Origin of the sequence: Streptomyces sp. NPDC026659, from assembly GCF_040638245.1 — a bacterium.
Lineage (GTDB): Bacteria > Actinomycetota > Actinomycetes > Streptomycetales > Streptomycetaceae > Streptomyces.
In genome coordinates this window covers 782,030-804,921 of record NZ_JBEZXY010000001.1, presented here as the reverse complement: position 1 = coordinate 804,921, position 22,892 = coordinate 782,030, and the positions used below count along the sequence as shown (strand labels likewise).

Annotated in this window: 21 protein-coding genes; 16 read left to right on the top strand and 5 right to left on the bottom strand. The window is 72.5% G+C overall.

The window, feature by feature from the left end:
* The first annotated feature begins 392 nt into the window (after positions 1 to 392).
* The 8 genes from murC to AB0E91_RS03465 all read left to right on the top strand — a co-directional run bounded on the left by murC (position 393) and on the right by AB0E91_RS03465 (position 9,068).
* Positions 393 to 1,784 (top strand): UDP-N-acetylmuramate--L-alanine ligase, encoded by a 1,392-nt coding sequence (murC, locus tag AB0E91_RS03500; RefSeq protein ID WP_361774470.1) that lies wholly within the window; start codon positions 393 to 395, stop codon positions 1,782 to 1,784.
* 13 nt (positions 1,785 to 1,797) lie between these two features.
* Complete coding sequence (msrB, locus tag AB0E91_RS03495) at positions 1,798 to 2,205, top strand: peptide-methionine (R)-S-oxide reductase MsrB (RefSeq protein WP_361774467.1); 408 nt, start codon at positions 1,798 to 1,800, stop codon at positions 2,203 to 2,205.
* A 237-nt stretch (positions 2,206 to 2,442) separates the two neighbouring features.
* Positions 2,443 to 3,582 (top strand): ABC transporter ATP-binding protein, encoded by a 1,140-nt coding sequence (locus AB0E91_RS03490; RefSeq protein WP_361774464.1) that lies wholly within the window; start codon positions 2,443 to 2,445, stop codon positions 3,580 to 3,582.
* Positions 3,579 to 4,232, top strand: a complete 654-nt coding sequence (locus tag AB0E91_RS03485) for an ABC transporter permease subunit (protein WP_361774461.1) — start codon at positions 3,579 to 3,581, stop codon at positions 4,230 to 4,232. Before AB0E91_RS03490 ends, AB0E91_RS03485 begins: the two co-directional genes overlap by 4 nt.
* The gene (locus AB0E91_RS03480) at positions 4,229 to 4,897 is read left to right on the top strand and encodes an ABC transporter permease (RefSeq protein ID WP_361774458.1); all 669 of its coding nucleotides are present in this window, start codon (positions 4,229 to 4,231) and stop codon (positions 4,895 to 4,897) included. Before AB0E91_RS03485 ends, AB0E91_RS03480 begins: the two co-directional genes overlap by 4 nt.
* A gap of 108 nt (positions 4,898 to 5,005) precedes the next feature.
* On the top strand, positions 5,006 to 5,971 hold the full coding sequence (locus AB0E91_RS03475) for an ABC transporter substrate-binding protein (protein ID WP_361774455.1): 966 nt from the start codon (positions 5,006 to 5,008) through the stop codon (positions 5,969 to 5,971).
* 210 nt (positions 5,972 to 6,181) lie between these two features.
* A complete protein-coding gene (locus AB0E91_RS03470; RefSeq protein ID WP_361774452.1) occupies positions 6,182 to 6,550 on the top strand; it encodes a metalloregulator ArsR/SmtB family transcription factor in 369 nt (122 codons plus the stop codon).
* 4 nt (positions 6,551 to 6,554) lie between these two features.
* Positions 6,555 to 9,068: an HAD-IC family P-type ATPase gene (locus tag AB0E91_RS03465; protein ID WP_361774450.1), complete on the top strand. Its 2,514-nt coding sequence runs from the start codon at positions 6,555 to 6,557 to the stop codon at positions 9,066 to 9,068.
* Between the two features lie 2 nt (positions 9,069 to 9,070).
* Here the strand turns inward: AB0E91_RS03465 and AB0E91_RS03460 are convergent, their stop codons facing one another.
* On the bottom strand, positions 9,071 to 10,654 hold the full coding sequence (locus AB0E91_RS03460) for an LCP family protein (RefSeq protein WP_361774447.1): 1,584 nt from the start codon (positions 10,652 to 10,654) through the stop codon (positions 9,071 to 9,073).
* Positions 10,655 to 10,798: 144 nt separating this feature from the next.
* On the opposite strand from AB0E91_RS03460, the gene tatA reads away from it, so the two are divergent.
* Entirely contained in the window at positions 10,799 to 11,041 is a 243-nt protein-coding gene (tatA, locus tag AB0E91_RS03455; protein WP_361774444.1) for a Sec-independent protein translocase subunit TatA, read from the top strand.
* A gap of 257 nt (positions 11,042 to 11,298) precedes the next feature.
* Here the strand turns inward: tatA and AB0E91_RS03450 are convergent, their stop codons facing one another.
* Both AB0E91_RS03450 and AB0E91_RS03445 read right to left on the bottom strand, forming a co-directional pair.
* Positions 11,299 to 11,748: a DUF6114 domain-containing protein gene (locus AB0E91_RS03450; protein WP_361774441.1), complete on the bottom strand. Its 450-nt coding sequence runs from the start codon at positions 11,746 to 11,748 to the stop codon at positions 11,299 to 11,301.
* The gene (locus tag AB0E91_RS03445) at positions 11,748 to 12,440 is read right to left on the bottom strand and encodes a DUF6230 family protein (protein ID WP_361774438.1); all 693 of its coding nucleotides are present in this window, start codon (positions 12,438 to 12,440) and stop codon (positions 11,748 to 11,750) included. Before AB0E91_RS03445 ends, AB0E91_RS03450 begins: the two co-directional genes overlap by 1 nt.
* A gap of 437 nt (positions 12,441 to 12,877) precedes the next feature.
* Here AB0E91_RS03445 and AB0E91_RS03440 point away from each other — a divergent pair, with 437 nt between their 5' ends.
* Positions 12,878 to 13,531 carry a Tat pathway signal sequence domain protein gene (locus AB0E91_RS03440; protein ID WP_361774435.1) on the top strand — a complete coding sequence of 218 codons (654 nt, stop codon included), beginning with the start codon at positions 12,878 to 12,880 and terminating at the stop codon, positions 13,529 to 13,531.
* Between the two features lie 19 nt (positions 13,532 to 13,550).
* Here AB0E91_RS03440 and AB0E91_RS03435 read toward each other — a convergent pair whose 3' ends face one another.
* Complete coding sequence (locus AB0E91_RS03435) at positions 13,551 to 14,546, bottom strand: lytic polysaccharide monooxygenase (protein ID WP_361774432.1); 996 nt, start codon at positions 14,544 to 14,546, stop codon at positions 13,551 to 13,553.
* A gap of 367 nt (positions 14,547 to 14,913) precedes the next feature.
* On the opposite strand from AB0E91_RS03435, the gene AB0E91_RS03430 reads away from it, so the two are divergent.
* From AB0E91_RS03430 to cyc2, 3 genes are all read left to right on the top strand, one after another.
* Complete coding sequence (locus AB0E91_RS03430) at positions 14,914 to 15,561, top strand: ScbR family autoregulator-binding transcription factor (protein WP_018547160.1); 648 nt, start codon at positions 14,914 to 14,916, stop codon at positions 15,559 to 15,561.
* A 21-nt stretch (positions 15,562 to 15,582) separates the two neighbouring features.
* Complete coding sequence (locus tag AB0E91_RS03425; protein ID WP_361774428.1) at positions 15,583 to 16,773, top strand: damage-control phosphatase ARMT1 family protein; 1,191 nt, start codon at positions 15,583 to 15,585, stop codon at positions 16,771 to 16,773.
* A gap of 137 nt (positions 16,774 to 16,910) precedes the next feature.
* Complete coding sequence (cyc2, locus tag AB0E91_RS03420; RefSeq protein WP_361774425.1) at positions 16,911 to 19,070, top strand: germacradienol/geosmin synthase Cyc2; 2,160 nt, start codon at positions 16,911 to 16,913, stop codon at positions 19,068 to 19,070.
* Positions 19,071 to 19,113: 43 nt separating this feature from the next.
* On the opposite strand, the gene AB0E91_RS03415 is transcribed toward cyc2, so the two are convergent.
* Positions 19,114 to 19,845 carry a hypothetical protein gene (locus tag AB0E91_RS03415; RefSeq protein ID WP_361774422.1) on the bottom strand — a complete coding sequence of 244 codons (732 nt, stop codon included), beginning with the start codon at positions 19,843 to 19,845 and terminating at the stop codon, positions 19,114 to 19,116.
* Positions 19,846 to 19,939: 94 nt separating this feature from the next.
* Between AB0E91_RS03415 and AB0E91_RS03410 the strand changes: the two genes are divergently transcribed.
* The 3 genes from AB0E91_RS03410 to AB0E91_RS03400 all read left to right on the top strand — a co-directional run bounded on the left by AB0E91_RS03410 (position 19,940) and on the right by AB0E91_RS03400 (position 22,887).
* Positions 19,940 to 20,806, top strand: a complete 867-nt coding sequence (locus tag AB0E91_RS03410) for a LysR family transcriptional regulator (RefSeq protein WP_361774419.1) — start codon at positions 19,940 to 19,942, stop codon at positions 20,804 to 20,806.
* Positions 20,807 to 20,936: 130 nt separating this feature from the next.
* Positions 20,937 to 21,560: a PDZ domain-containing protein gene (locus AB0E91_RS03405; RefSeq protein ID WP_361774416.1), complete on the top strand. Its 624-nt coding sequence runs from the start codon at positions 20,937 to 20,939 to the stop codon at positions 21,558 to 21,560.
* A gap of 199 nt (positions 21,561 to 21,759) precedes the next feature.
* Positions 21,760 to 22,887, top strand: coding sequence for an aminopeptidase P family protein (locus AB0E91_RS03400; RefSeq protein ID WP_361774413.1), 1,128 nt, complete (start codon positions 21,760 to 21,762; stop codon positions 22,885 to 22,887).
* The last annotated feature ends 5 nt before the right edge of the window (positions 22,888 to 22,892 follow it).

Genomic DNA, 22,892 nt, shown 5'->3' with positions numbered 1-22,892 from the left:
GTGCCGGGTGCCGGGTGCCTGCGGCGGCTCGGGGCGGGGGTGCGGTGTCGCCTCCGGCGCGGGCCGTGCGGGCGGCTGCCGGGAGTGGTGTGTGTCGGGTCTTCGGCGCGTGCCGTCCCGCCCGTAGGTGGGCGTGATGCGTCAGCCCCGCCCCCGAGGCGTCGGTCCCGCGCGGAGCCCCCGAGCCATTGCCTCTCGCGGAGCGGTCGGCCCGGGCCCCGTCGCACACCGTGCCACCGCGCAGGCGGGCGCGACGCGTCGGTCCCGCCCCCGGGACGTTGCCCCTCCTGGAGCAGCCAGGCCGCCCACCACCCCGCCCGTTGCGGAGCGCCCCCGTGCGGAGCGCATAGGCTAGGGGCGCTCTGGCTCATCGTCCTCTGGGAGAACATCGCATGGCACCCGGCCTTCCTATCGCCATGGACCGACCGCACTTCATCGGCATCGGCGGCGCCGGGATGTCGGGGATCGCGAAGATTCTGGCGCAGCGCGGGGCGAAGGTGGCGGGCAGTGACGCCAAGGAGTCCGCGACGGCGGAAGCGCTGCGGACGCTGGGCGCGACCGTGCACATCGGGCACGACGCCGCGCACCTCGCCGACGACGCCAGCTGTGTCGTCGTGTCGTCCGCGATCCGGCAGGACAACCCCGAGCTGGTGCGCGCCGCCGAGCTGGGCATCCCCGTGGTGCACCGTTCCGACGCGCTCGCCGCGCTGATGGGCGGCCTGCGGCCGATCGCCGTCGCCGGTACGCACGGCAAGACCACCACCACCTCCATGCTCGCCGTCTCGTTGACCGAGCTGGGCGCGCAGCCGTCGTACGCCATCGGCGGCGACCTGGACGCCCCCGGCTCCAACGCCCTGCACGGCGAGGGCGAGATCTTCGTGGCCGAGGCGGACGAATCGGACCGCAGCTTCCACAAGTACGCCCCCGAGGTCGCCATCGTCCTCAACGTCGAGCTGGACCACCACGCCAACTACGCCTCGATGGACGAGATCTACGAGTCCTTCGAGACCTTCGCCGGGAAGATCGTCCCCGGCGGCACGCTGGTGATCTCCGCCGACCACGAGGGCGCCCGCGAGCTGACCCGCCGGGTGACCGGTGTGCAGACGGTGACGTACGGCGAGGCCGACGACGCCGACGTACGGGTCCTGAAGATCGTCCCCGAGGGGCTGAAGAGCCGGGTCACCGTCGTGCTGGACGGCCGCGAGCTGACCTTCGCCGTCTCCGTCCCCGGCCGCCACTACGCGCTCAACGCCGTCGCCGCGCTCGCCGCGGGCGTCGCCCTGGGCCTGCCCGCCGACGAGCTGGCCACCGCCCTCGCCGCGTACACCGGCGTCAAGCGGCGCCTCCAGCTCAAGGGCGAGGAGGCGGGCGTCCAGGTGATCGACTCCTACGCCCACCACCCGACCGAGATGACCGCCGACCTGGAGGCCATGCGCGCCGCCGCCGGGGACTCGCGCCGCATCCTCGTCGTCTTCCAGCCCCACCTGTTCTCCCGCACCCAGGAGCTGGGCAAGGAGATGGGCCAGGCCCTCGCGCTGGCCGACGCCTCCGTGGTGCTCGACATCTACCCGGCCCGCGAGGACCCGATCCCCGGTGTCACCAGCGAGCTGATCATCGAGGCCGCGCGCGTCGCGGGCGCCGACGTCACCGCTGTGCACGACAAGGCGGAGATCCCCGAGGTCGTCGCGGGAATGGCGGAGCGGGGCGATCTCGTTCTCACCATGGGCGCGGGTGATGTCACCGACCTGGGCCCGCTGATCCTGGACCGCCTGTCGCGGAAGTAAGGGGCTGAGTCTCATGTCGTACGACGTCGAGAAGCCGGACGAGCAGTGGCGGGCGGAGCTGAGCCCGGCGGAGTACGCCGTACTGCGCCAGGCGGGCACCGAACCGGCCTTCACCGGTGAGTACACCGACACCAAGACCCAGGGCGTCTACTCCTGCCGTGCCTGCGGCGCGGAGCTGTTCACCTCCGGCACCAAGTTCGCCTCGCACTGCGGCTGGCCGTCCTTCTACGACCCGAAGGACACCGACGCGGTCGAGCTGATCGAGGACCGCTCCCACGGCATGCTCCGCACCGAGGTCCGCTGCTCCCGCTGCGGCTCCCACCTCGGCCATGTCTTCGAGGGCGAGGGCTACCCGACCCCCACGGACCAGCGGTACTGCATCAACAGCATCTCGCTGCGCCTGGAGCCCACCGAGTCGTAGAGCGACCGCCGACCGCCCACCACCGGCCCCCGTCCGCCCGCGCGGACGGGGGCCGGTGGCGTGTCGGTCACCTCCACTCCGCGTGCCCCCGCGCATCCGGCTGAAAATGGCGGGAATGGCCTGGTGATCTCCGGGTAGGGGAAGCCCGTTCATGCACCAGGTACCGGAAACATCCGCCGTCCAGACCCGGCCGGCACGGTCCCAGGCTCCTGCCGAAACCGAAGGGCGCGCGGCGTTTTGATACGGATAGATTCAGTCAGCAAGCGGTATCCGGACGGGACGGTGGCCGTCGACCGGCTCTCGCTCGACATCCCGGACCGTGCGATCACTGTGCTCGTCGGACCCTCCGGGTGTGGCAAGACCACGACGCTGCGGATGATCAACCGGATGGTGGAGCCCAGCGAGGGCCGCATCCTCCTCGACGGGGAGGACATCAGAGACCGGCCCGTCAACTCGCTGCGGCGGTCGATGGGTTACGTCATCCAGAACGCGGGCCTCTTCCAGCACCGCACCATCATCGACAACATCGCGACCGTCCCCCGCCTGTTGGGGACGAGCAAACGCGTGGCGCGGGAGCAGGCCGCCGAGTTGATGGAGCGGGTCGGGCTCGACACCGCGCTCGCCCGGCGCTACCCGTACCAGCTGTCCGGCGGCCAGCAGCAGCGTGTCGGCGTGGCGCGGGCGCTCGCCGCCGATCCGCCGGTGCTGCTCATGGACGAGCCCTTCTCCGCCGTCGACCCGGTGGTGCGCAAGGGGCTCCAGGACGAACTGTTGCGCATCCAGGACGAGTTGGGCAAGACGATCGTCTTCGTCACCCATGACATCGACGAGGCCGTGAAGCTCGGCACGATGGTCGCCGTACTGCGCACCGGGGGCCACCTCGCCCAATTCGCGCCGCCCGCAGAGCTGTTGAGCGAGCCCGCCGACCCGTTCGTCGAGGACTTCCTCGGCGCCGACCGGGGCATCCGCAGGCTCTCCTTCTTCGCCTCCGGGGAACTGGAGCTGGAGACCGCGCCCGTCGTGCCCATCGACGCGGACGCCGAGCGGATCTCCGGGGCCGCCACCGCGCCCTACCTCCTCGTGACCGACGCCGACGGCCGCCCCCTCGGCTGGGCCGAGCCGGAGCGGCTCGTCGCCGGAAGCATCGACAAGGGCCAACTGCTGTCGTTCGGGCGGCCGTTCCGGCCCGGCACCGACTCGCTGCGTACCGCGCTCGACGGCGCCGTACTCTCCCCGACCGGCTGGGCGGTGGCCGTGGACGGTGACGGGCGTGCCGTCGGCGTGGTCTCCCAGCAGGCCGTCGGCGAGGCCATCCGCGCCGCGCACGACGAGCACCGCACGGACGAGCACCGCACGGACGCGAAGGCCGCGGGATGAACGGCTTCTTCGACCTCCCCAGCGACCTCCAGCACAGCTACGCCGGACTCATCGGACTGCATCTGCGCGAGGCCCTGCTACCAGTGCTCGCCGGACTCCTCGCCTCGCTGCCCGTCGCCCAACTCTGCGTCAGATTCCGCTGGTTGTACCCACCGGTGCTCGGCGTCACCACGGTCCTGTACGCGATACCCTCGCTCGCCTTCTTCGTCGTCCTCATCGACTACACCGGCCAGAGCGAGATGACGGTGATGATCCCGCTCGCCGTCTACAGCCTCGTGGTGCTCGTCCCGGCCATCGTGGACGGCGTCCGCTCGGTGCCCCCGGAGACCCTGGCCGCCGCCGAGGCGATGGGGCTCGGGCCCGTGCGGCGTTATCTCCAGGTGCAGTTGCCCATCGCCGTACCCGCGATCATGGCCGGCCTCCGGGTCGCCTGCGTCTCCAGCATCTCGCTGGTCAGCGTCGGCATGCTCATCGGCAACCAGGGCGCCCTCGGCAACATGCTCAACGACGCGAACATCTACCACCGGCCCGCCCTTGCCGTGAACTCCGTGATCACCACAGCGGTGTTGGCGACCCTCGTCGACGCGGCCCTCGTCGCGCTGCGCACACTGCTGACCCCCTGGATGCCGGAGAAGGGCGCCGCCCGGTGAACGTACTCGATTTCGCCCGCGCCTTCTTCGAGGACAACGCCCACTGGCACGGCTACGACGGCATCCCCACCCGGCTCCTCGAACACCTCGGCTACTCGCTCGAAGCGCTCGTCATCGCCGCCCTGATCGCGCTGCCCGTCGGCCTGATCACCGGTCACCTGGGACGCGGCGGCAACGCCATCGCCCTGGTCGCCACCGCCGCGCGGGCACTGCCCAGTTTCGGCCTGCTCGTGCTCATGTTCTTCTGGCTCGGCTTCGGCGTGCTACCCGTGATGATCCCGCTGGTCGTCCTCGCCGTACCGCCGATCCTGGTCACCGCCTACGAGGCGATCCGCTCCGTGGACCCCTCCCCGGTGGACGCCGCGCGCGGCATGGGGCTGACCGAGACGCGCATCCTCTTCCAGGTGGAACTGCCCGTCGCGCTCCCGGTGATCCTCGGCGGACTGCGCACGGCCGCCGTCCAGATCGTCTCCACCGCCACCATCGCGGCCTACGTCAGCTTCGGCGGACTGGGCCGGTACATCATCGACGGGCTCTACCAGAAGGACTACGAGAAGGTCGTCGGCGGCGCCTCCCTGGTCGCCGGAATGGCCCTCGCCACCCTCGTCCTCTTCTGGGCCCTCTCCCGCCTGGTGGTCTCGCCCGGCGTACGAAGGAGCAGCTGAACCATGCCGGGAATCCAGCACCGAAGCACACAACTCCCCATCAATCGAAGCCAATTGGTGACCATGGCGCACTTGACCTGCCCGGAGCACGCTGGCTTGGATCGACGGGTGACTACCGACAACCGCATCAGCGGGCCCACCCGGAGAAACCGAGCCGCGGCGGCGGCCGCGCTCGTGGCGGCGACGGCGCTGCTGGCGGGCTGTGGCTCATCCGACAAGGGCTCCGACGACAACCCGCTGACCGGCGGCGACAAGCCCTCCGCGGGCACCGTCGTGGTCGGCTCCAACAACTTCGCCGAGAGCATCCTGCTCGCCGACATCTACGGCGAGGCCCTCAAGGCCAAGGGTGTCAAGGTCTCCTACAAGCCCAACATCGGCAGCCGCGAGACCACGTACCGCGTCCTCAAGAGCGGCGACATCTCCGTCCTGCCCGAGTACAACGGCGCCCTGCTCGCCTACCTCGACCCCAAGGCCACCCCGAAGACGGCCGAGGAGACGACGAAGGCGATCGAGGCCAAGCTCGACCCCGGGCTGACCCTGCTCAAGCCGTCGGCGGCCGAGGACAAGGACTCGGTCACGGTCAACGCGGCCACCGCGGACAAGCTCAAGCTGACCGACCAGTCCTCCATCGCCGACCTCAAGGGCGTGGCGAAGGATCTCGTGATCGGCGCCTCCCCGGAGTTCCAGACCCGCCACCAGGGACTCGTCGGACTGAAGGACGTGTACGGCCTCGAGTTCAAGTCCTTCAAGGCGCTGGACGCGGGCGGCCCGCTCACCCAGACGGCGCTCAAGAAGAACGACGTGCAGGTCGCGGACATCTTCAGCACCGACCCGATCATCGCCAAGGAGAAGTTCGTCGTCCTGAAGGACCCCGAGAACCTCTTCGGCTTCGAGAACGTCCAGCCGCTCGTCCGCAAGGGCGCGCTCACCGAGGAGGGGGCCGCCGCGCTCGACGCCGTCTCCGCCAAGCTGGACACGGCGACGCTGCTCGACCTGGACACCCAGGTGCAGAACCAGCACAAGGACCCGCTGGACGTGGCGCGGGCGTGGCTGAAGTCCGCGGGGCTGAGCTGACGGCACGCCTGACTGACAGTACGTCCAGCTGACGGCGCCTCGGCCCGAGGACCGTCCCGAACGACCCGGAACGCCCGGCGCGCACACCGCCGCCGGGCGTTCCGCCTGTCCCGCCCGGCACGGACGGACGGCTCCGGCGACCTACACTGGCTCCCCGGAAACGACGGAACCGACGGACACGGCCGAGACACGCCGAGGAGGACGAGCACAGTGGCGACAGCGCCCGGCACCGGCCGGCAGGACCCCTCCCCGGAGGTGTTCGCGGAGGCGGCGGCCGCCTTCGGGCTGCTCGCCTCACCGGCCAGGCTGCACATCGTGTGGGCGCTCGCCCAGGGCGAGAGCGACGTCACCGGGCTCGCCGAACGGGTCGGCGGCGCGCTGCCCGCCGTCAGCCAGCACCTCACCAAGCTCAAGCTCGCCGGACTCGTCCGCTCCCGCCGCGAGGGCCGCCGCCAGGTGTACTTCGTGGACACCGTCGAGCAGGCCGCCCTCGTGGACGTCGTCCACCGCCTCGTCGGCCTGACCGCCCGGCCGCAGGACGGGGCCGCCGCGCCCGTACGCCGGCTGCACGGCCTGTGAACCCGTGCCGGACACAGCACTCGGGCTGCTGCGGCGCCTGGAGACCGGCCCGCGCGGACTGACCGACACCGAGGCGGCCGCGCGGCTCGCCGCCCTCGGCGAGAACACCCCCGCGCCGCTCGCCGGACCCTCCTGGCCGCGCCGCTGCGTCCGCGCCCTGCGCGACCCCTTCACCGCCCTGCTGCTGACCCTCGGTCTGGTCTCGGCCTGCGTCGCCTCCTGGCGCACCGCCGCCGTCATCCTCGCCCTCGTCGCCGTCAGCTGCGCGCTGCGCGTGACCGGTGAACGCCGCGCCGACCGCGCCCTGGCCGCGCTGCGCGGGCTCGTCACGGGCACGGCCACCGTGCTCCGCCGCACCGACCGAGCGGCCGAACCGCAGGCCCGCGAGGTGCCGGTCGCCGACCTGGTGCCCGGCGACGTCGTACGGCTCGGCCCCGGCGACCTGGTGCCCGCCGACGTGACCCTGTTGCGCGCGCGGGGACTGACCGTGCGGGAGGACGTACTGACCGGCGAGTCCGCGCCGGTGCCCAAACACGCCGCCGACCCGCCCGAGCAGGGCACCGACGCCCGACTGTGCTTCCAGGGCTGCGCGGTGGTCACGGGCAGCGCCACCGCCGTCGTGGTGGAGACCGGACCGCGCACCCGGTTCGCCGCCGCCCAGCGGGCCCCGGCCCGGCGGGAGCCGAGCGCCTTCGACCGGTCCGTGCACGGCATCTCCTGGGTGCTGGTCCGCTTCGTACTGCTCACCCCGCCCCTCGTCCTCATGGCCGCCGCCGCGCTGCACGGCCGGGGTGTGGCCACCCTGCCGTTCGCCGTCGCGGTCGCCGTCGGGCTCACCCCCGAGATGCTCCCGGTGATCGTCACCACCTGCCTGGCCCGGGCCGCCGCCCTGCTCGCCCGCACCCACCAGGTGGTCGTACGACGCCTGCCCGCGCTGCACGACCTCGGCGCCGTCGACGTGCTGTGCGTGGACAAGACCGGCACCCTCACCCGCAACCGGCCCGTCGTCGCCGCCGCGCTCGGCCCTGACGGCCGGACCGACCCCGAGGTGCTGCGCTGGGCCGCCGTCGGCGCCTGGTGGACCCTCCAACTGGCCGACCCGCCCGCCCCCGACGCCCTCGACGAGGCACTGCTGAACGCCGCCGGACCCGTCGGCGAGGAGTACGACGGCGTCGCCGCGCTGCCCTTCGACCCGGCGCACCGGGTGGCGACGGCGGTCGTCGCGGGCGACGGTCTCGGATGCCATGTGCTGATCACCAAGGGCGCGGTGGAGGACGTACTCGACCGCTGCGCGCTGCCCGAGGACGAACACCGGCGGCTGCTCGGGCTCGCCGCGGGCCAGGCGGAGGCCGGACTCCGGGTGCTCGCCGTCGCGACCGCCGAGCGCCCGGCCGCCGTACGGCCCTACCGCGCGGCCGACGCGCGCGGGCTCACCTTCCGGGGCCTGGTCGGCTTCCGCGACGAACTCGCCCCCGGCGCCGCCGAGGCCCTGCGTGAACTGGCCGCGCTCGGCGTCACCGTGCACGTCCTCACCGGCGACCACCCGGCCACCGCCGCCCGGGTCTGCCGCGATCTGGGCCTTGACGTGGGGGAGGTGGAGACGGCGTCCAGAGCGGGCTCGGGCGGGTCCGGGGGCGTACGGGTCGTCGCCCGCTGCACCCCCGAGGACAAGGCGCGCATCGTCAGCGGACTGCGCGAAGCCGGGCACACCGTCGGCTTCCTCGGCGACGGCGTCAACGACGTGCCCGCGCTGCACGCCGCCGACGTGGGGCTGGCCCCGCGCGAGGCGGTGGGCGTGGCCCGGGAGAGCGCGGACGTGGTGCTCGGCCGCAAGGACCTCACCGCGATCGGGCACGCGGTCGTCGCGGGGCGGCACAGCAGCGCCAACATCGCCTCCTACCTGCGCGTCACGCTCTCCTCCAACCTCGGCAACGTCCTCGCCATGCTCGCCGCGGGACTGCTGCTGCCCTTCCTGCCGATGCTCCCCTCACAGGTCCTCGCGCAGAACCTGTGCTTCGACGCGGCCCAGCTGGCCTTCGCCCACGACCGCCCCGACCGCGCGGTGCTGCGCCGGCCGACCCGGCTGCGGCCGCCCGCCCTCCTGCGCTTCATCACCGGGTTCGGGCTGCTCAACGCGGTGGCGGACCTCGCGACCTTCGCCGTGCTCGCGCTCGCCCCGCACGGCGACGCCGCGCCGGCCGACCGGGTGCTGTTCCACTCGGCCTGGTTCACCGAGAACCTGCTCACCCAGGCCCTGGTGATGGTCCTGCTGCGCACCGGCCGCCGGGTGGCCGGGCGCCGCCGCCCCGGCCCCGTCGGCCGGTCGGCCGCGGCCCTGGCCGCCGCCGGACTGCTGATCCCGCTCACCCCGCTGGGCGCCACCCTGCGGATGACGGGCCTGCCGGCCGTGCACTACCTGCTGCTCGCCGCCGTCCTCGGGGTGTACGCCCTCGCGCTGGCCGTGGCCCGGGGCCGCCACGACCGGCGCCGGTCGGAGGACGGCCCGTCTCAGCCGTAGGTTCAGCCGTAGGTCAGGTTGTCGCAGGGGTTCTCGTCCGCCGAGCGCGCCCCGTCGGCCACAGCGCTCGGCACCTTCGCCGGGGCCGCCGAGGCGGAGGCGGCGGTGGCGTACGACTGGCCGAGGACCACATTGATCCGGGCCGCGCCGATCTGTTCGAGCGTGGCGCCCGGGAACACCTTGGCGACGGTCCGCGCCTGGCTCTCCAGACCGGGGCCGTACTGCACGACCGTCGTCGCGTGGTCCTGCGAGGTCGCGGTGGCCGTGCCGGTGACGGAGAACCCGTCGGCGGTGAGCAACTGGGCGCCCTTGGCACCGAGTCCGGTCACGGTGGTGCCGTTGTAGACCGCCACGCTGATGCCCGCGCCCGAGACCGGTTCGGCCGAGATGGCGGGGGAGGCGGACGCCTTCGCGCCGTCCGTCTGCTTCCCCTGCTTGTCCTTGCCGCTGGCGTCCTTGCCGTCGATCGTGCGGTCCTCCCGCAGCGCGGCCCACAGCTCGCTCGCGTCCGGCTCCACCACCGACACGCGTGAACCGGAGTACCGCCAGGGGATGGTGATGAACTTGGTGTTGTGCAGGTCGATGCCCTTCATCGACATCGCGAAGGAGAGCAGCTTGTCGGCGGAGCCGAGGCCGGGGTCCACGGTCAGCGACTTGGTGGCCGCCGTCGCCAGCGGGAGCAGCCGGGTCGGCGTGAAGCCCTTGCTCTTGACCTCCTTCAGGAGGCTCGCGATGAACGCCTGCTGGCGCTTGATGCGGCCGATGTCCGAGCCGTCGCCGATGCCGTGCCGCAGCCGTACGTAGTCCAGGGCCTGCTTGCCCGCCACCGTCTGCTCGCCCTTGGGGAAGAGCAGCGCGCCCCGCGTGGCGCGGTTGGGGTTCAGGTCCTTCTGGTACACGTCGTTCGGCAGACAGACCTTGACCCCGCCGACGACCTGGGTGAGCGAGGCGAAGCCCTTGAAGTCCACGACCACCGTGTGGTCCACGCGCAGCCCGGTGAGCTGCTCCACCGTGTTCTGGGTGCAGGCCGGGTTGCCCTTGTCGGTCTCGCCGACGGAGAAGGCCGCGTTGAACATGGTGTTCTGCTGGGTCTGGGTCCAGCTGCCGTTCGGCAGTTTGCAGGGCGGGATGGTGACCAGGGTGTCGCGCGGTATCGACACCGCGAGCGCGTGCTTGTGGTCGGCGTATATGTGCAGCAGCAGAGTGGTGTCGGAGCGCCCTATGGCGGTCTTGTCGCCGCCGCCCAGGGCCGCGTTGCCGTCGGTGCGCGCGTCCGAGCCGATGACGAGGACGTTCTCCCCCTTGGAGGAGCCCGCGGCGGGCCGGTTGTCGGAGAGGCCGCCGGAGTCGAAGGTGCGGATGTCGCCGTCGAGCTTGAGATACACCCAGCCCGCCCCGGCGGTGACGAGGACCGCCAGCGACAGACACACGACGAGAACCGTGCGCAGTCTGCGGCCACGCTTGCGGCGCCGGTCGCGGGCCGTGGCGCGCGGGGACTCCGCCCCGTCGCCCGGACCGCTGCGGCCACCGCGGTCACCACCGCGCCGTCGCGACGGTGCCGTACCCCGGCTGCTGGTGATACTCATCGGCGCCCTCTTGTGTCTCACCCTGGGTTGTACAGTTGCGCAATGTAGCAATCATTGCTGAGCGGGTCGGCGGCGAGGCAGTCCCGGCCGTCGGTAAGTACGTGAGAAAAGCACGTGAACACCCGTGAGAGAGGGAGAGCGGTCATGCTCCGCAACGGACTCGAACCCTGGCACCTGCTGGTCGTCGCGATCGTATTCATCGTGCTGTTCGGCTCCCGGAAGCTGCCGGACACCGCCCGCGCGCTGGGCAAGTCCCTGCGCATCCTCAAGAGCGAGGCGAAGGCGATGAAGACGGAGCACGCGACGCCCGGTGTCGCCGCCGGTGCCGCGGGTCCGGTCGGTACGGCCGCCGAGGCGAGCGCGACGGAGGCGCCGACCGTCCGGTGAACGTGCCGCGTCCCGGCCCGGGTTCCCGTGTCACCTGATCGAAGGACGGGGCCGGCGCGGGGTTCGACCGGTCGTACGACATCCGGGAGCGGACGGGGCGTACGGGATCGGCGCCGGGCAGGGCGTACGGCATCGGCGCCGGACGGGTCGTACGGTGTCGGCGGCGGCCGGGGAGTACGGCATCGGCGCCGGAGCTGAGACAGCTTCCGGCGCCGATGCCGTACCTCGGACCCCCGGGGCCCTGAAGGTTCTCGGGCTCAGGCCGCCTTCTCCACGCCCTGCCCCGCATCGCCCGCCAGGACCTTGGCCCGCTCGCGGCGCTGCCGCCGGGAGACTCGGGGCTCCTGGTCGGGGAGCCAGCCGAAGGTCAGACAGGCGCCGGTCGCGCCGAGGAGCAGGCCGATGAAGAAGCCGCCCAGGTTGGACGTGATCCAGGTGCCCAGCGAGAACAGGATGCCGGTCAGCGAGTAGAACAGCCGCTGCGCGGGGTTGAACAGGATGAGCAGCCCGAGCAGCACCATCAGCGTGGGCAACAGATAGCCCGCCACGCCCTGTATCCCGATGTGCATGACGACCTTCAGCGAGGCCTTCTCGGTGAGCAGGATCTCGGCCCCGCCCAGGGTGAGCAGCAGACCGCCCCAGAACGGCCGGCGGCCCCGCCACGCCCGGAAGGCCGCTCGCCCGGACCCGTGTGGACGCCCGGGCATCAGCAGCCCGAGTCGCTGAAGCGCAGGTTGAGTCCCGGCAGCTTGAACACGCCTGCGGTGGTGGCGTAGTTGGTCTGCCGCAGGTTGGCGATGTGCACCGTGTCGGCCTGCTGGCTGAAGACGCCGATCGGGCCCTTGGCGTTGGCCTTGGTGAGCGTGCTCGCGTCGTTGCCGATCTCGATGTTGTCGAACGACGCGTTGCCCGAGAGCTGGGTCGAGTCCGTGGTGAGGTCCTTCGCGGACACCCGGGTCTTGCCATTGCCCGCCGTGATGAGCAGGTTGGTGCCGCCGAGGTCGACGCTCTGGCACAGCTTGGTCAGCTTGGCGCGCTTGATCGCGGAGGTGACGACCAGCACCTGGCCACCGGTGTCGCCCGCGTTGGGGCTGCCCTCCGCCATGTTGTCCAGGCCGCCGAACTGCTCGAAGCCGGTGCCGTCCAGCTGGGTCGCCGTGACGGTGAACGGCATCCCGGAGATCGCGAACTGCACACCCAGCGCTCCCTGGGCGGTGAAGACGGCGAGGCCGGCGGCGACCAGCGTGGCGGGCACCGCCAGCACGGCGGTCCGGCGCAGCCGGACCCGCCCGCGTCTCCCGCTCCCGGCGACGGCCGGGTCCGGGGAGGGTGCGGGGGAACCGCCGTCGGGGTTCTCGGGGGTGTGGTCGGCGGACGCGAAGTCCGGGGACGAGGCCATGTCTGCTCCCATGGGCACGGATCAATGCGGGGTGGGCTTCAGGTGGCGCGGTGTCCTGGCGCGGACGACGGCTGCCGCGCACGCCGTCCCCACACTCCCGGCGGGTGCGAGGGCTCCTGTGTTACGCGGCGGTAGCCTGCCAGGAAGTTACCGCCGGTTACTTTGAGGGGTCAAGGGAGTTGTGAAAAACGGGTGTGCAAACTGCGCGCACCGCACGGGAGTTGATGGACACGGGGTTACGGACGCCCTGCCGCGCACTCGCCGCTTACCTCAATTGCCTTGTGTCGTATTGACGTTGACGAACCATCAGGTCTACAACTCTCCCTGGTTTCCCCCTGGGTCCGTGGCGCCGGACCCGCCGCGCGGCATCGCACCCCGGCACCGTCAAGCGCCCCACCCCACCCCGCACTCCCCCCACATCGAAGAGAGGCACCCGTATGCGCACCCGCACGCTCCTCGCCCTCGCCACCGCCGCCACCGCGCTCGCCCTCACCGCGGCCGTCCCCGCCTCGGCGGGCGGCACCGCCGTCCTGACCACGGGCGGCACCGGCGGCACCGCCGTCGCGGTCGGCGACACCCTCAGCGCGCCCCTGGCCTCCGGCACCTCCGCCACGCTCTACTCCAGCGCCACCGGCACCAGCGGAGTCGTCTGCACGTCGTCCCAGTTCACCGCGAGCGTCACCGCCAACCCGGACGCGCCGGGTACGGCCACCGAGTCGGTCAGCGGGCACAGCTTCAACAGCTCCAGCTGTTCCAGCAACGTCACCGGCGTGCTCGGCGTCAGCGGCATCACCGTCGACAACCTGCCGTACACCGCCTCGGTCGCCTCGGACGGCACCCTGACCGTGCTGCCCGGCGCCGGGTCCACCATCCAGACCACGGTCAAGCTGCGCACCCTGCTCGGCAGCATCACCTGCGTCTACCAGGCGCCGAGTCTCAACGGCAAGGCCGACAACGCCGACAGCAGCATCGCCTTCACCAGCCAGCAGTTCACGAAGGTGTCCGGCTCGTCGCTGTGCTTCGCGAACGGCTACTTCACGGCCAAGTACGCGCCCGTCAGCGACAACGGCGCTCCGGTGTCCGTCAACTGAGCTGTGCGCGCACGGTCGTTCAGCGCCGCCGCAGCCGGGGCAGGAACGCCACCGCCGCGGTGATCAGCAGCACCCCCGCCGCGCCGGCCGCCAGCAACGGAGCCGAGGGGCCCGCGTCCGCGCGGGTCGCCTCGGCCACCGGCGTGCTGTCGTCCGAGGTGACCGGCGCGTACGAGGCGTCCTTGCGCGGCTCGTCGGCCGCGCTCGCCGACGGGCTGGGTGACGCCGACGGTTCGTGGTGCGCGGAGTGCGTGGGGGAGGGGGAGGCGGACGGCTTGTTGCTCGGTTCCTTCTTCTCCGCCTTCGCGCCGGCGCCCGCTCCTGAGGCGCCGCCCGACGCCGAGCCCGAGCCCCCGCTCGATCCCGATCCGGAGAGGACGACGTCGGAGCAGGAGTAGTAGGTGTCGGGCGTGCTGCTGGTCTGCCAGATCGTGTACAGCATCTGACGGCCCGTCCGGCCGCTCGGCACGGTCGCCCGGATGTGGTACGCGCCGTTCGTCAGCGGCGGGTCCTTGACCTCGGCGAAGGGGGTGGCGGGCAGATCGGACCACTTCAGCGGCTTCGACGGGTCGTAACCGGGCTTGGACAGATACAGCTTGAACGTACCGGCGTGCGCGATGGGGGAGGTGTACGTCATCGTCAGCCGGGCGCCCGCCGTCAGCCGGGTGGCCGGGAAGTCCGCGCGGGCCAGGTCCAGGCCCCGGTAGGCGGACAGGTTTCCGCTGCACAGCTTGCCGTCCGGAATCACCTGCCGGTCACGACCGTTGACGCCGGGCACCCGCAGGTTGTCCCACGCGGCGAAGGACGCGCCGCCGTTGGCCGCGATCGCCGCCCGGCAGGCGGCCGTACCCGCACTGCCGCCGTCGGGGGAACAGGCGTAGACCCGGCTGGCCGGGGAGGTGGGGGCGCCGTGCGCCAGGGCGGGGGCCGCCGTCCAGGGCAGGAGCAGGAGCGGGGCCGTCGCGGCGGCCGCCGTGACGCTCAGGCGGGCGATGGTCCGGGTCGACGGGGTCATCCGGGACGCTCCTCGGCGGGCACGGGAACAGGGCTGTCCCCACCAGTACGGGGGAGGGAGCCGTGACGTTCAGACCGACCGCGCGGGCTGTTTTCCACGCGCGTAGCGTCACCATGTCCATCTTCCGTGCGAGCAGCCGCACTTGGCTCGATCCCTCCCGAACGGCACAAGCGGAGCTTCTCAACTCCCTTGCAGAAGTACGGAAACGCCACGTAACGCGCCGACGAGCGGAAGCGGAGCCCGACTCCTCGGAAGTGGCCGAAATCCATTGTGTATTACTGGACTCCCGTTCCCCTGCGGTGAGTTATCGTATGCGCGGGGTTAAAACAAACCGCGTGTCCCGTTCGTTCAGGAGAGGGGTCGGTCGATGGCGAGGCAGTTGCGCGCTGAACAGACCCGGGCGACGATCATCGCGGCCGCCGCCGATCTCTTCGACCGGCAGGGCTACGAATCCACCAGTCTGAGTGACATCGTGGGGCACGCGGGTGTCACCAAGGGCGCGTTGTACTTCCACTTCGCTGCCAAGGAGGACCTCGCCCACGCGATCCTGGAACTCCAGGCCGCCGCCGTACGCCAGGTGGTGGCCGACGCCGAGAGCCGGGGCCGCTCCTCCCTGGAGTGCCTGATGCGCACGACCTTCGGCATCGCCCGCCTCGCCGTGGACGACCCGGTGCCCCGCGCCGGACTCCGGCTCGTCACCGCCGATGTGTCCGTACGGCCGCCACTGCGTCATCCGTTCACCGAGTGGCTGGAGTTCGCGACCCGCAAGTTCGCCGGTGCCGTCAAGGACTCGGACCTGCACCCCGACGTGGACGCCGGGACCGTCGCCCACTCCCTCGTCTGCTTCTTCGTCGGCACCCGGGTCGCCGGGCGCTCCATCGAGCCGGTCGCACGCCTGCCGCGCAGGGTCGCCGAGATGTGGTTCCTGATGCTCCGGGGCCTGGTCCCGGTGCACCGCCGCCCCCGCTATCTCGCCCTCGCCACGCAGCTGGAGCGGGAGATCAGGGCCGCCTGACCCGCGGGGTACGGTGACGGCATGTCCGACGCCCCCACCGCCCCCGTGATCACCGGCGCCGAACCCGGCTCCTTCCCGCACAGCACACTGGCCGAGCGGCAGCCCGCGATCATCCGCCAGGTGCGCGACGCCTCCCCCTACGGCCCCGCACAGCACCGGGCGCTGGACGGCCTGCTCCGCTCCTGCACCGAGGGCGTCATCGCGGACCTGCCCGCGCACACGGACCCCGCCGACCGCGCCCGCTGGCACGCCTGGGGTCTCGCCGACCAGGTGGGCAAGTCCTGGTTCGAGGTGCCCTGGCTGTGGGCCGAGAGCTACTTCTACCGCGTACTCCTCGACGCCGTCGGCTACTTCGCCCCCGGCCCCTGGCAGGGCATCGACCCCTTCCGCCCCTTCAAGTACGCCGAACTCGGCTCCCCGGAGACCCGCGAGGAACTGGCCGCGCTCGACGCGCTCCAGGGCAAGTCGCCCGAGGAGCGCGGCCGCGCCCTGCTGCACGGCTCGCTCTGGGGCAACCGCGCCGACCTCAGCTTCCAGCTGTCCGCCGAGGGCGCCGAGTCGCGCGACGCCACGCCGGGCCTGGTCGCCGACGACAGCGACACCCTCTGGTCGCTGCTCCCGCCCGACGGCTCCGGCACGCTCTGCCTGGTCGCCGACAACGCGGGCCGCGAACTCGTCCCCGACCTGCTGCTGACCGCCCACCTCCTCGACGGGCACCGGATCGCCCGCGCCGTCCTTTACGTCAAGCCCTGGCCCTACTACGTCTCCGACGCCACGACCGCCGACGTGGTGGACGCGCTGACCCGGCTGCGGTCCGCGTCGGGCGCCGCCGCCGAGTACGGCGACATCCTCTGGTCGGCCATGGCCGACGGCCGCCTCACCGTACGCACCCACCCCTTCCTCGCCTCCCCGCTGCCGTACTCCGAACTGCCGGACGACCTACGCGCCGAGTTCGCCCGCGCCCGGCTGACCCTCTTCAAGGGCGACCTCAACTACCGCCGCCTGGTGGGCGACCGCCACTGGCCGCCCACCACCCCCTTCCGCGACGTGACCGCCTACTTCCCCGGCCCCGTCGCCACCCTGCGCACCCTCAAGTCCGACGTGATCACCGGCCTGCCGGCCGCCACCGAGACCGCGCTGGTCGCGGCCGAGGGGCAGTCCTGGCGCACCAGCGGCACCCATGCGCTGATCCAGGTCAACCCCGGGACATGACAAGGGCGCCCGTCGGCTGCCTCCCCCAACGGCGGGCCGCGTCCCGGAAGTTCCCGATTGCGGGGATGGTTCACGCGATGGTGTGATCGTCCGCTGTGCGGCGGATGACCCGTTCGGCCGCCGGGCAGGACCCGGTCATGACGCAGCCGTTCGAACTCCCGAACTTCTACATGCCGTATCCCGCGCGGCTCAACCCCCATGTCGAAGAGGCGCGCGCCCACTCGACCGCGTGGGCGCGCGAGATGGGAATGCTGGAGGGCTCCGGGATCTGGGACCAGGCCGACCTGGAGGCGCACGACTACGGCCTGCTGTGCGCCTACACCCACCCCGACTGCGACGGGCCCGCGCTCTCGCTGATCACCGACTGGTACGTGTGGGTGTTCTTCTTCGACGACCACTTCCTGGACATGTACAAACGCACCCAGGACCGGGCCGCGGGCAAGGCGCACCTGGACCGGCTGCCGCTGTTCATGCCGCTCGACCTCGAAACCCCCGTGCCGGAGCCGGAGAACCCGGTCGAGGCGGGGCTCGCCGATCTGTGGGCGCGCACGGTGCCGGCCATGTCGGTGGACTGGCGCCGCCGTTTCGCCGTCGCGACCGAGCATCTGCTCAACGAGTCGCTGTGGGAGCTGTCCAACATCAACGAGGGCCGGATCGCCAACCCGGTCGAGTACATCGAGATGCGCCGCAAGGTCGGCGGCGCCCCCTGGTCCGCCGGTCTGGTGGAGTACGCGACGGCCGAGGTGCCCGCGTCGGTGGCCGGGACCCGGCCGCTGCGCGTGCTCATGGAGACCTTCTCCGACGCCGTCCACCTGCGCAACGACCTCTTCTCCTACCAGCGCGAGGTCGAGGACGAGGGCGAGAACAGCAACGGCGTCCTGGTCGTGGAGACGTTCTTCGACTGCACCACCCAGCAGGCCGCCGACACCGTCAACGACGTCCTGACCTCACGCCTGCACCAGTTCGAGCACACCGCGCTCACCGAAGTCCCCGCCGTGGCCCTGGAGAACGGGCTCCGGCCGGACGAGGTGGCCGCCGTCGCCGCGTACACCAAGGGACTTCAGGACTGGCAGAGCGGCGGCCACGAGTGGCATCTGCGCTCCAGCCGCTACATGAACAAGGGGGCGCGTCCGTCCTCCCCCTGGCAGTCCCTCAGCGGTCCCGGCGTGTCCGCCGCCGACGTGGGCGCCCTGCTGGCCTCGGCGGCGACCGAGCGGCTGCGGCGGCACGCCCATGTGCCGTTCCAGAAGGTCGGCCCGTCCCTGCTGCCCGAGTTCCACATGCCGTTCCCGCTGGAGCTGAGCCCGCACGCCGACGCCTCGCGCCGGAACCTGGTCGCCTGGTGCCACAGGACGGGCATCCTCAGTGAGGGTGTCTGGGACGAGGACAAGCTCGCCGCGTACGACCTCGCCCTCTGCTCCGCCGGACTGGACCCCGACGCCACCCCCGAGGGCCTCGACCTCAGCGCCCAGTGGCTCGCCTGGGGCACCTACGGCGACGACTACTACCCCCTCGTCTACGGCCACCGCCGCGACCTCGCCGCCGCCCGCCTCACCACCGCCCGGCTCTCCCAGTGCATGTCCCTCGACGGGCCGCCGCCGATCGTCCCGGCCAACGCGATGGAACGCGCGCTGATCGACCTGTGGGAGCGCACCACGGCCCCGATGACCGCCGAGCAGCGGGTCACTTTCAAGGCCGCGGTGGACGTGATGACCGAGAGCTGGGTGTGGGAGTTGTCCAACCAGCTCCAGAACCGCGTCCCGGACCCGGTCGACTATCTGGAGATGCGCCGGGCCACCTTCGGCTCCGACCTCACCCTGAGCATGTGCCGCGCGGGCCGGGGCCCCGCCATCCCGCCCGAGGTCTACGCCAGCGGCCCGGTGCGCTCGCTGGAGAACGCGGCCATGGACTACGCCTGCCTGCTCAACGACGTGTTCTCGTACCAGAAGGAGATCGAGTACGAGGGTGAGATCCACAACGCGATCCTCGTCGTGCAGAACTTCTTCGGCGTCGACTACCCGGCCGCGCTCGCCGTCGTCCACGACCTGATGACCCAGCGCATGGAACAGTTCGAGCATGTGATCGCCCATGAACTCCCCGTGCTCTACGAGGACTTCCGGCTGTCCGAGGAAGCCCGCGCGGAGATGGGGCTCTATGTGCTCGATCTTCAGAACTGGCTGGCGGGCATCCTCAACTGGCACCGTTCCGTGGACCGTTACAAGGCCGAGTGGCTGGGCAGCCGCGTTCCGGCCTTCGTCCCGGGGCAGGCCCCGGCCAGGGTGCAACTGGTGGGGTGACGGGATGAGTTGAGGGACGGGGCCGGGACGGCGGGGGCCGGGTTCAGGCCGTCGGCCGCGCTGTGGACGCGTGCTCGACGGCCGCCCGGCCCAGCGCCCGGACGATCGGGTGCGGACGCGAACCGTCGCCGTGCAGCTCCGGCTGGAACAGCGTCGCCAGGAAGAACGGGTGGTCCGGCAGCTCGGCCACCCGGACCTGGCCCTCCAGGTCGTGCCCGGAGAACCGCATACCGTGGGCGCGCAGCGTGTCGAGGTGCCGCGAGGGGCCGTACGCACAGACATAGCGCTCGACCGTGCGGTCCGCGCCGATCACCGCGTGGGCCAGCGTGCCAGGCTCCACGGCGACCGGGGCCTCGTGGCCGACCAGGGAGCAGGCCAGCGGCTCGATGAGCGGGTCCTTCGCGCCCGGGTCGTTCTCGGCGTGCGCCACCTCGGTCAGCCCGCACGCGTTGCGGGCGAACTCCAGCAGGGCGTGCTGGAAGCCGCCGCACGTGCCGAGGAACGGGATGCCCTCCTCGCGTGCCGTACGCACGGCCGCGAGGACACCGGCCTCGCTGCGGTACGGGCTGCCCGGCAGCACCCACACCGCGTCGAAGCCGCGCACCGCGTCCGGGGCCTCGGCGTCCTCCGAGGGAATCCAGTAGGCGTCCAGGACCAGACGGTCGCGCCGGGCGAGGGCGTCGAGAAGAAGCGGAATCCGGGTGTGGGAACCGACGTTGGGGGAGCGGTCCCCGACGAGGGCGATGGTGGCGGTGTGCACTGCGGTATCGGTCATGGCGGCCATCCTGGGCGGCCACCGAGGTTCACGTCCAACGATGATTCACGCATGCTCGATAAGCAACGCTGATGGCCGTGGGATGCTGTGCGCCATGGACCCGCATCTGCTGCGCACCTATGTCACGGTGGCGCGCCTCGCCTCGTTCTCCGCCGCCGCACGGGAGCTGGGGTACACGCAGTCGGCGGTCTCCCAGCACATCGCCGCCCTCGAACAGGACCTCGGCGCCCCGCTGCTCGGACGCCGGCCCGTCGCCCCCACCCCCGCCGGGGAACGCCTGCTGGAGCACGCGGCCCCGCTGCTGCTGCGCCTGGACGCCGCCCGCGCCGATGTGATCCGCATGGCCGCGGCCCCGCCGAGCGGGGTGACCCTCGCGACCACCCCCACGGCGCTCGGCCCGCGCGTGCTCGCCGCGCTCCCGGTGTCGGGCGTGCGCGTCCAGGTGCTCGGCCGGGACGAGATCCCGGCCGCCGTCGCCACCGGACACGCCGACCTGGGCCTGGTCGACGGCCCGGCGGCGCCCAGCGACCCGCTGCAGCTGCCCGACGTGGCGCCGCTGACCTCGCACGCCGTCGCCGAGGAACCCCTCGCCGTACTGCTGCCCACCGCCCACCCCCTTGCCGGGCGCGCCGGACTGCGCCTGGCCGACCTCGCCGACGCCCGCTGGATCGACGCCCCCGACGCCGCCGTACCCCTCGCCCGGCTGCGCGCCGTGAACGGCGGCGGCGCCTTCCGGCCCGCGCTCGCCTACGCGGGCACCGACGTGCGGACGCTCACCGCGCTGGTCGCGGGCGGTCATGGGCTGGTACTGCTGCCCCGGTTCGCGGCCGCCGCCGTACCGGACACGGTCGCCGTACCGCTCGCCGCGCCCCGCCTGGTCCACCGCACCGAACTCCTGCACGCGGCCGGACTCGCGGGCGCGGTGGGGGATCTGGTCGGGCGGCTGTCGGCCGACCGGTGACGGCCCCACCGGCCCGTCGGCTTACCGGCCCGTCGGCCCACCGGCCCGTCGGCTCCGGCGCTGCGTCACTCGTTCGTGGCTCGTCGGAGGCGGGTGACCTGGGTAGGCCACGGGCGGAGGCGAACGAATCATGGAACAGAGTGTGTTGCGGGCCAGGCCGATGCCGGGACGGTGGCGGAGCGAGAGCGAGCGGCCCGAGCTGGTCGAGCGGGCCCCCGCCGGTCGTCGGAGCGCGGCGCGGCGGCGGGGGCGGCGGCTCCGGAGCGTGGTGTTCTCCCTGTCCGTCGGCGGTGTGCTCGTGCTGTCCGGAGTCGGGCTGGGCGCGGTCGGGACCAGTGCGCTCGGGACCAGTGCGCTCGGGCTGGGCACCGCCGGCACCAGCGCGCTCGGCCTCGGCGTCCAGAGCGGGAAGCCGCACCACGTGGGTTCCCCGACCGCCGCCCCAGCCTCCGTCCCCAAGGCGTCCGGGACCGCCGACACCCGCTCCGGAGCCACGCTCGGCCTGGAAGCCGTGGACGACGGGCGGGGGACGGGCGCGCTGGTCACCGCCGTCCACGTCCCCGGCCCCGGCTACACGGCGGGCCTGGTGCGCGGTGACGTCCTGGTGCGCTTCGGCACCACCCCGGTCGCCACGGCCGCCGACCTGGCCCGCGCGGTCGCCCGTGCCCGGCCGGGTGCGGAGGTGACGGTGACCGTGCGCCATCACGACGGGGCGGAGCAGCGGCTGACGGCGGTGCCGGGAGTGGTGACCTGACCCCTCCCGCCGGAAACTCGCTGGTCGCCCGTGCCGCCGCCCGCCATGATGACCCCGTGCCGCCCACCTGCCCCTCGCGCCACCGCGCCGCACGCCCCCGCCGCGCCGTACCCGGACCGGGTCGCGCGCGTCCGTCCGGGCGGGCAGGATGCTGCCCGGCACCGCTTCGCTCCCGCACCCCGACCGCCCGGAGGCCCGGATGACCGGTAGTACGCCCGCGCCCTTCACCGCCGACGACTACCGGGCCCGCATGGCCCGCGCGACCCGGGAGGCGGCCGAGGCCGGACTCGCCGGGCTGCTGGTGGCCCCCGGACCCGACATGGTCTGGCTGACCGGTTACACCCCGCCCGCCGAGACCGAGCGGCTCACCCTGCTGGTGCTCGTGCCCGGCAGCGAGCCGGTGCTCGTCGTGCCCACGCTGGAGGCCCCCGACGCGGAGGCGGCCGCCGGTTCGACGGCCCTCGCCCTGCGCGCCTGGACCGACGGCGTCGACCCCTACGCCGTGACCGCCGCCCTCCTCGACGGCCGGGGCCGCTTCGGCGTCAGCGACAACACCTGGGCCCTGCATCTGCTCGGCTTCCAGCGCGCCCTGCCGCACAGCTCCTACGCCGCGCTCACCGACGCGCTGCCCATGCTGCGCGCGGTCAAGGACGCGGCCGAGGTGGAGCTGCTCGCGGCGGCCGGGGCGGCGGCGGACGCGGCTTTCGAGGAGATCCGCAAGGTGCCCTTCGCGGACCGCCGTGAGTCGGACGTGGCCCAGGACCTCGCGGACCTGCTGCGCCGCTTCGGCCACTCCCAGGTGGACTTCACCATCGTCGGCTCGGGCCCCAACGGCGCCAACCCGCACCACGAGGTCGGCGACCGCTTCATCCGCCACGGCGACATGGTCGTCCTCGACTTCGGCGGCCTCAAGGACGGCTACGGCTCCGACACCACGCGCACGGTCCACGTCGGCGAGCCCACCGACGAGGAGCGGCGTGTGCACGACCTCGTGCGCGCCGCCCAGGAAGCGGGCTTCCGGGCCGTACGCCCCGGGGTGGCCTGCGAGGAGGTCGACCGCGCCGCCCGCGCGGTGATCACCGAGGGCGGGTACGGCGAGTACTTCATCCACCGCACCGGGCACGGTATCGGCGTCACCACGCACGAGCCGCCGTACATGATCGAGGGCGAGGAACTGCCCCTCGTGCCCGGCATGTGCTTCTCCGTGGAGCCCGGGGTCTACCTGCCCGGCCGCTTCGGTGTGCGCATCGAGGACATCGTCACCGTGACCGAGGACGGCGGCCGCCGTCTCAACAACACCACGCGTGAGATGGTCATAGTGGACTGATCGCC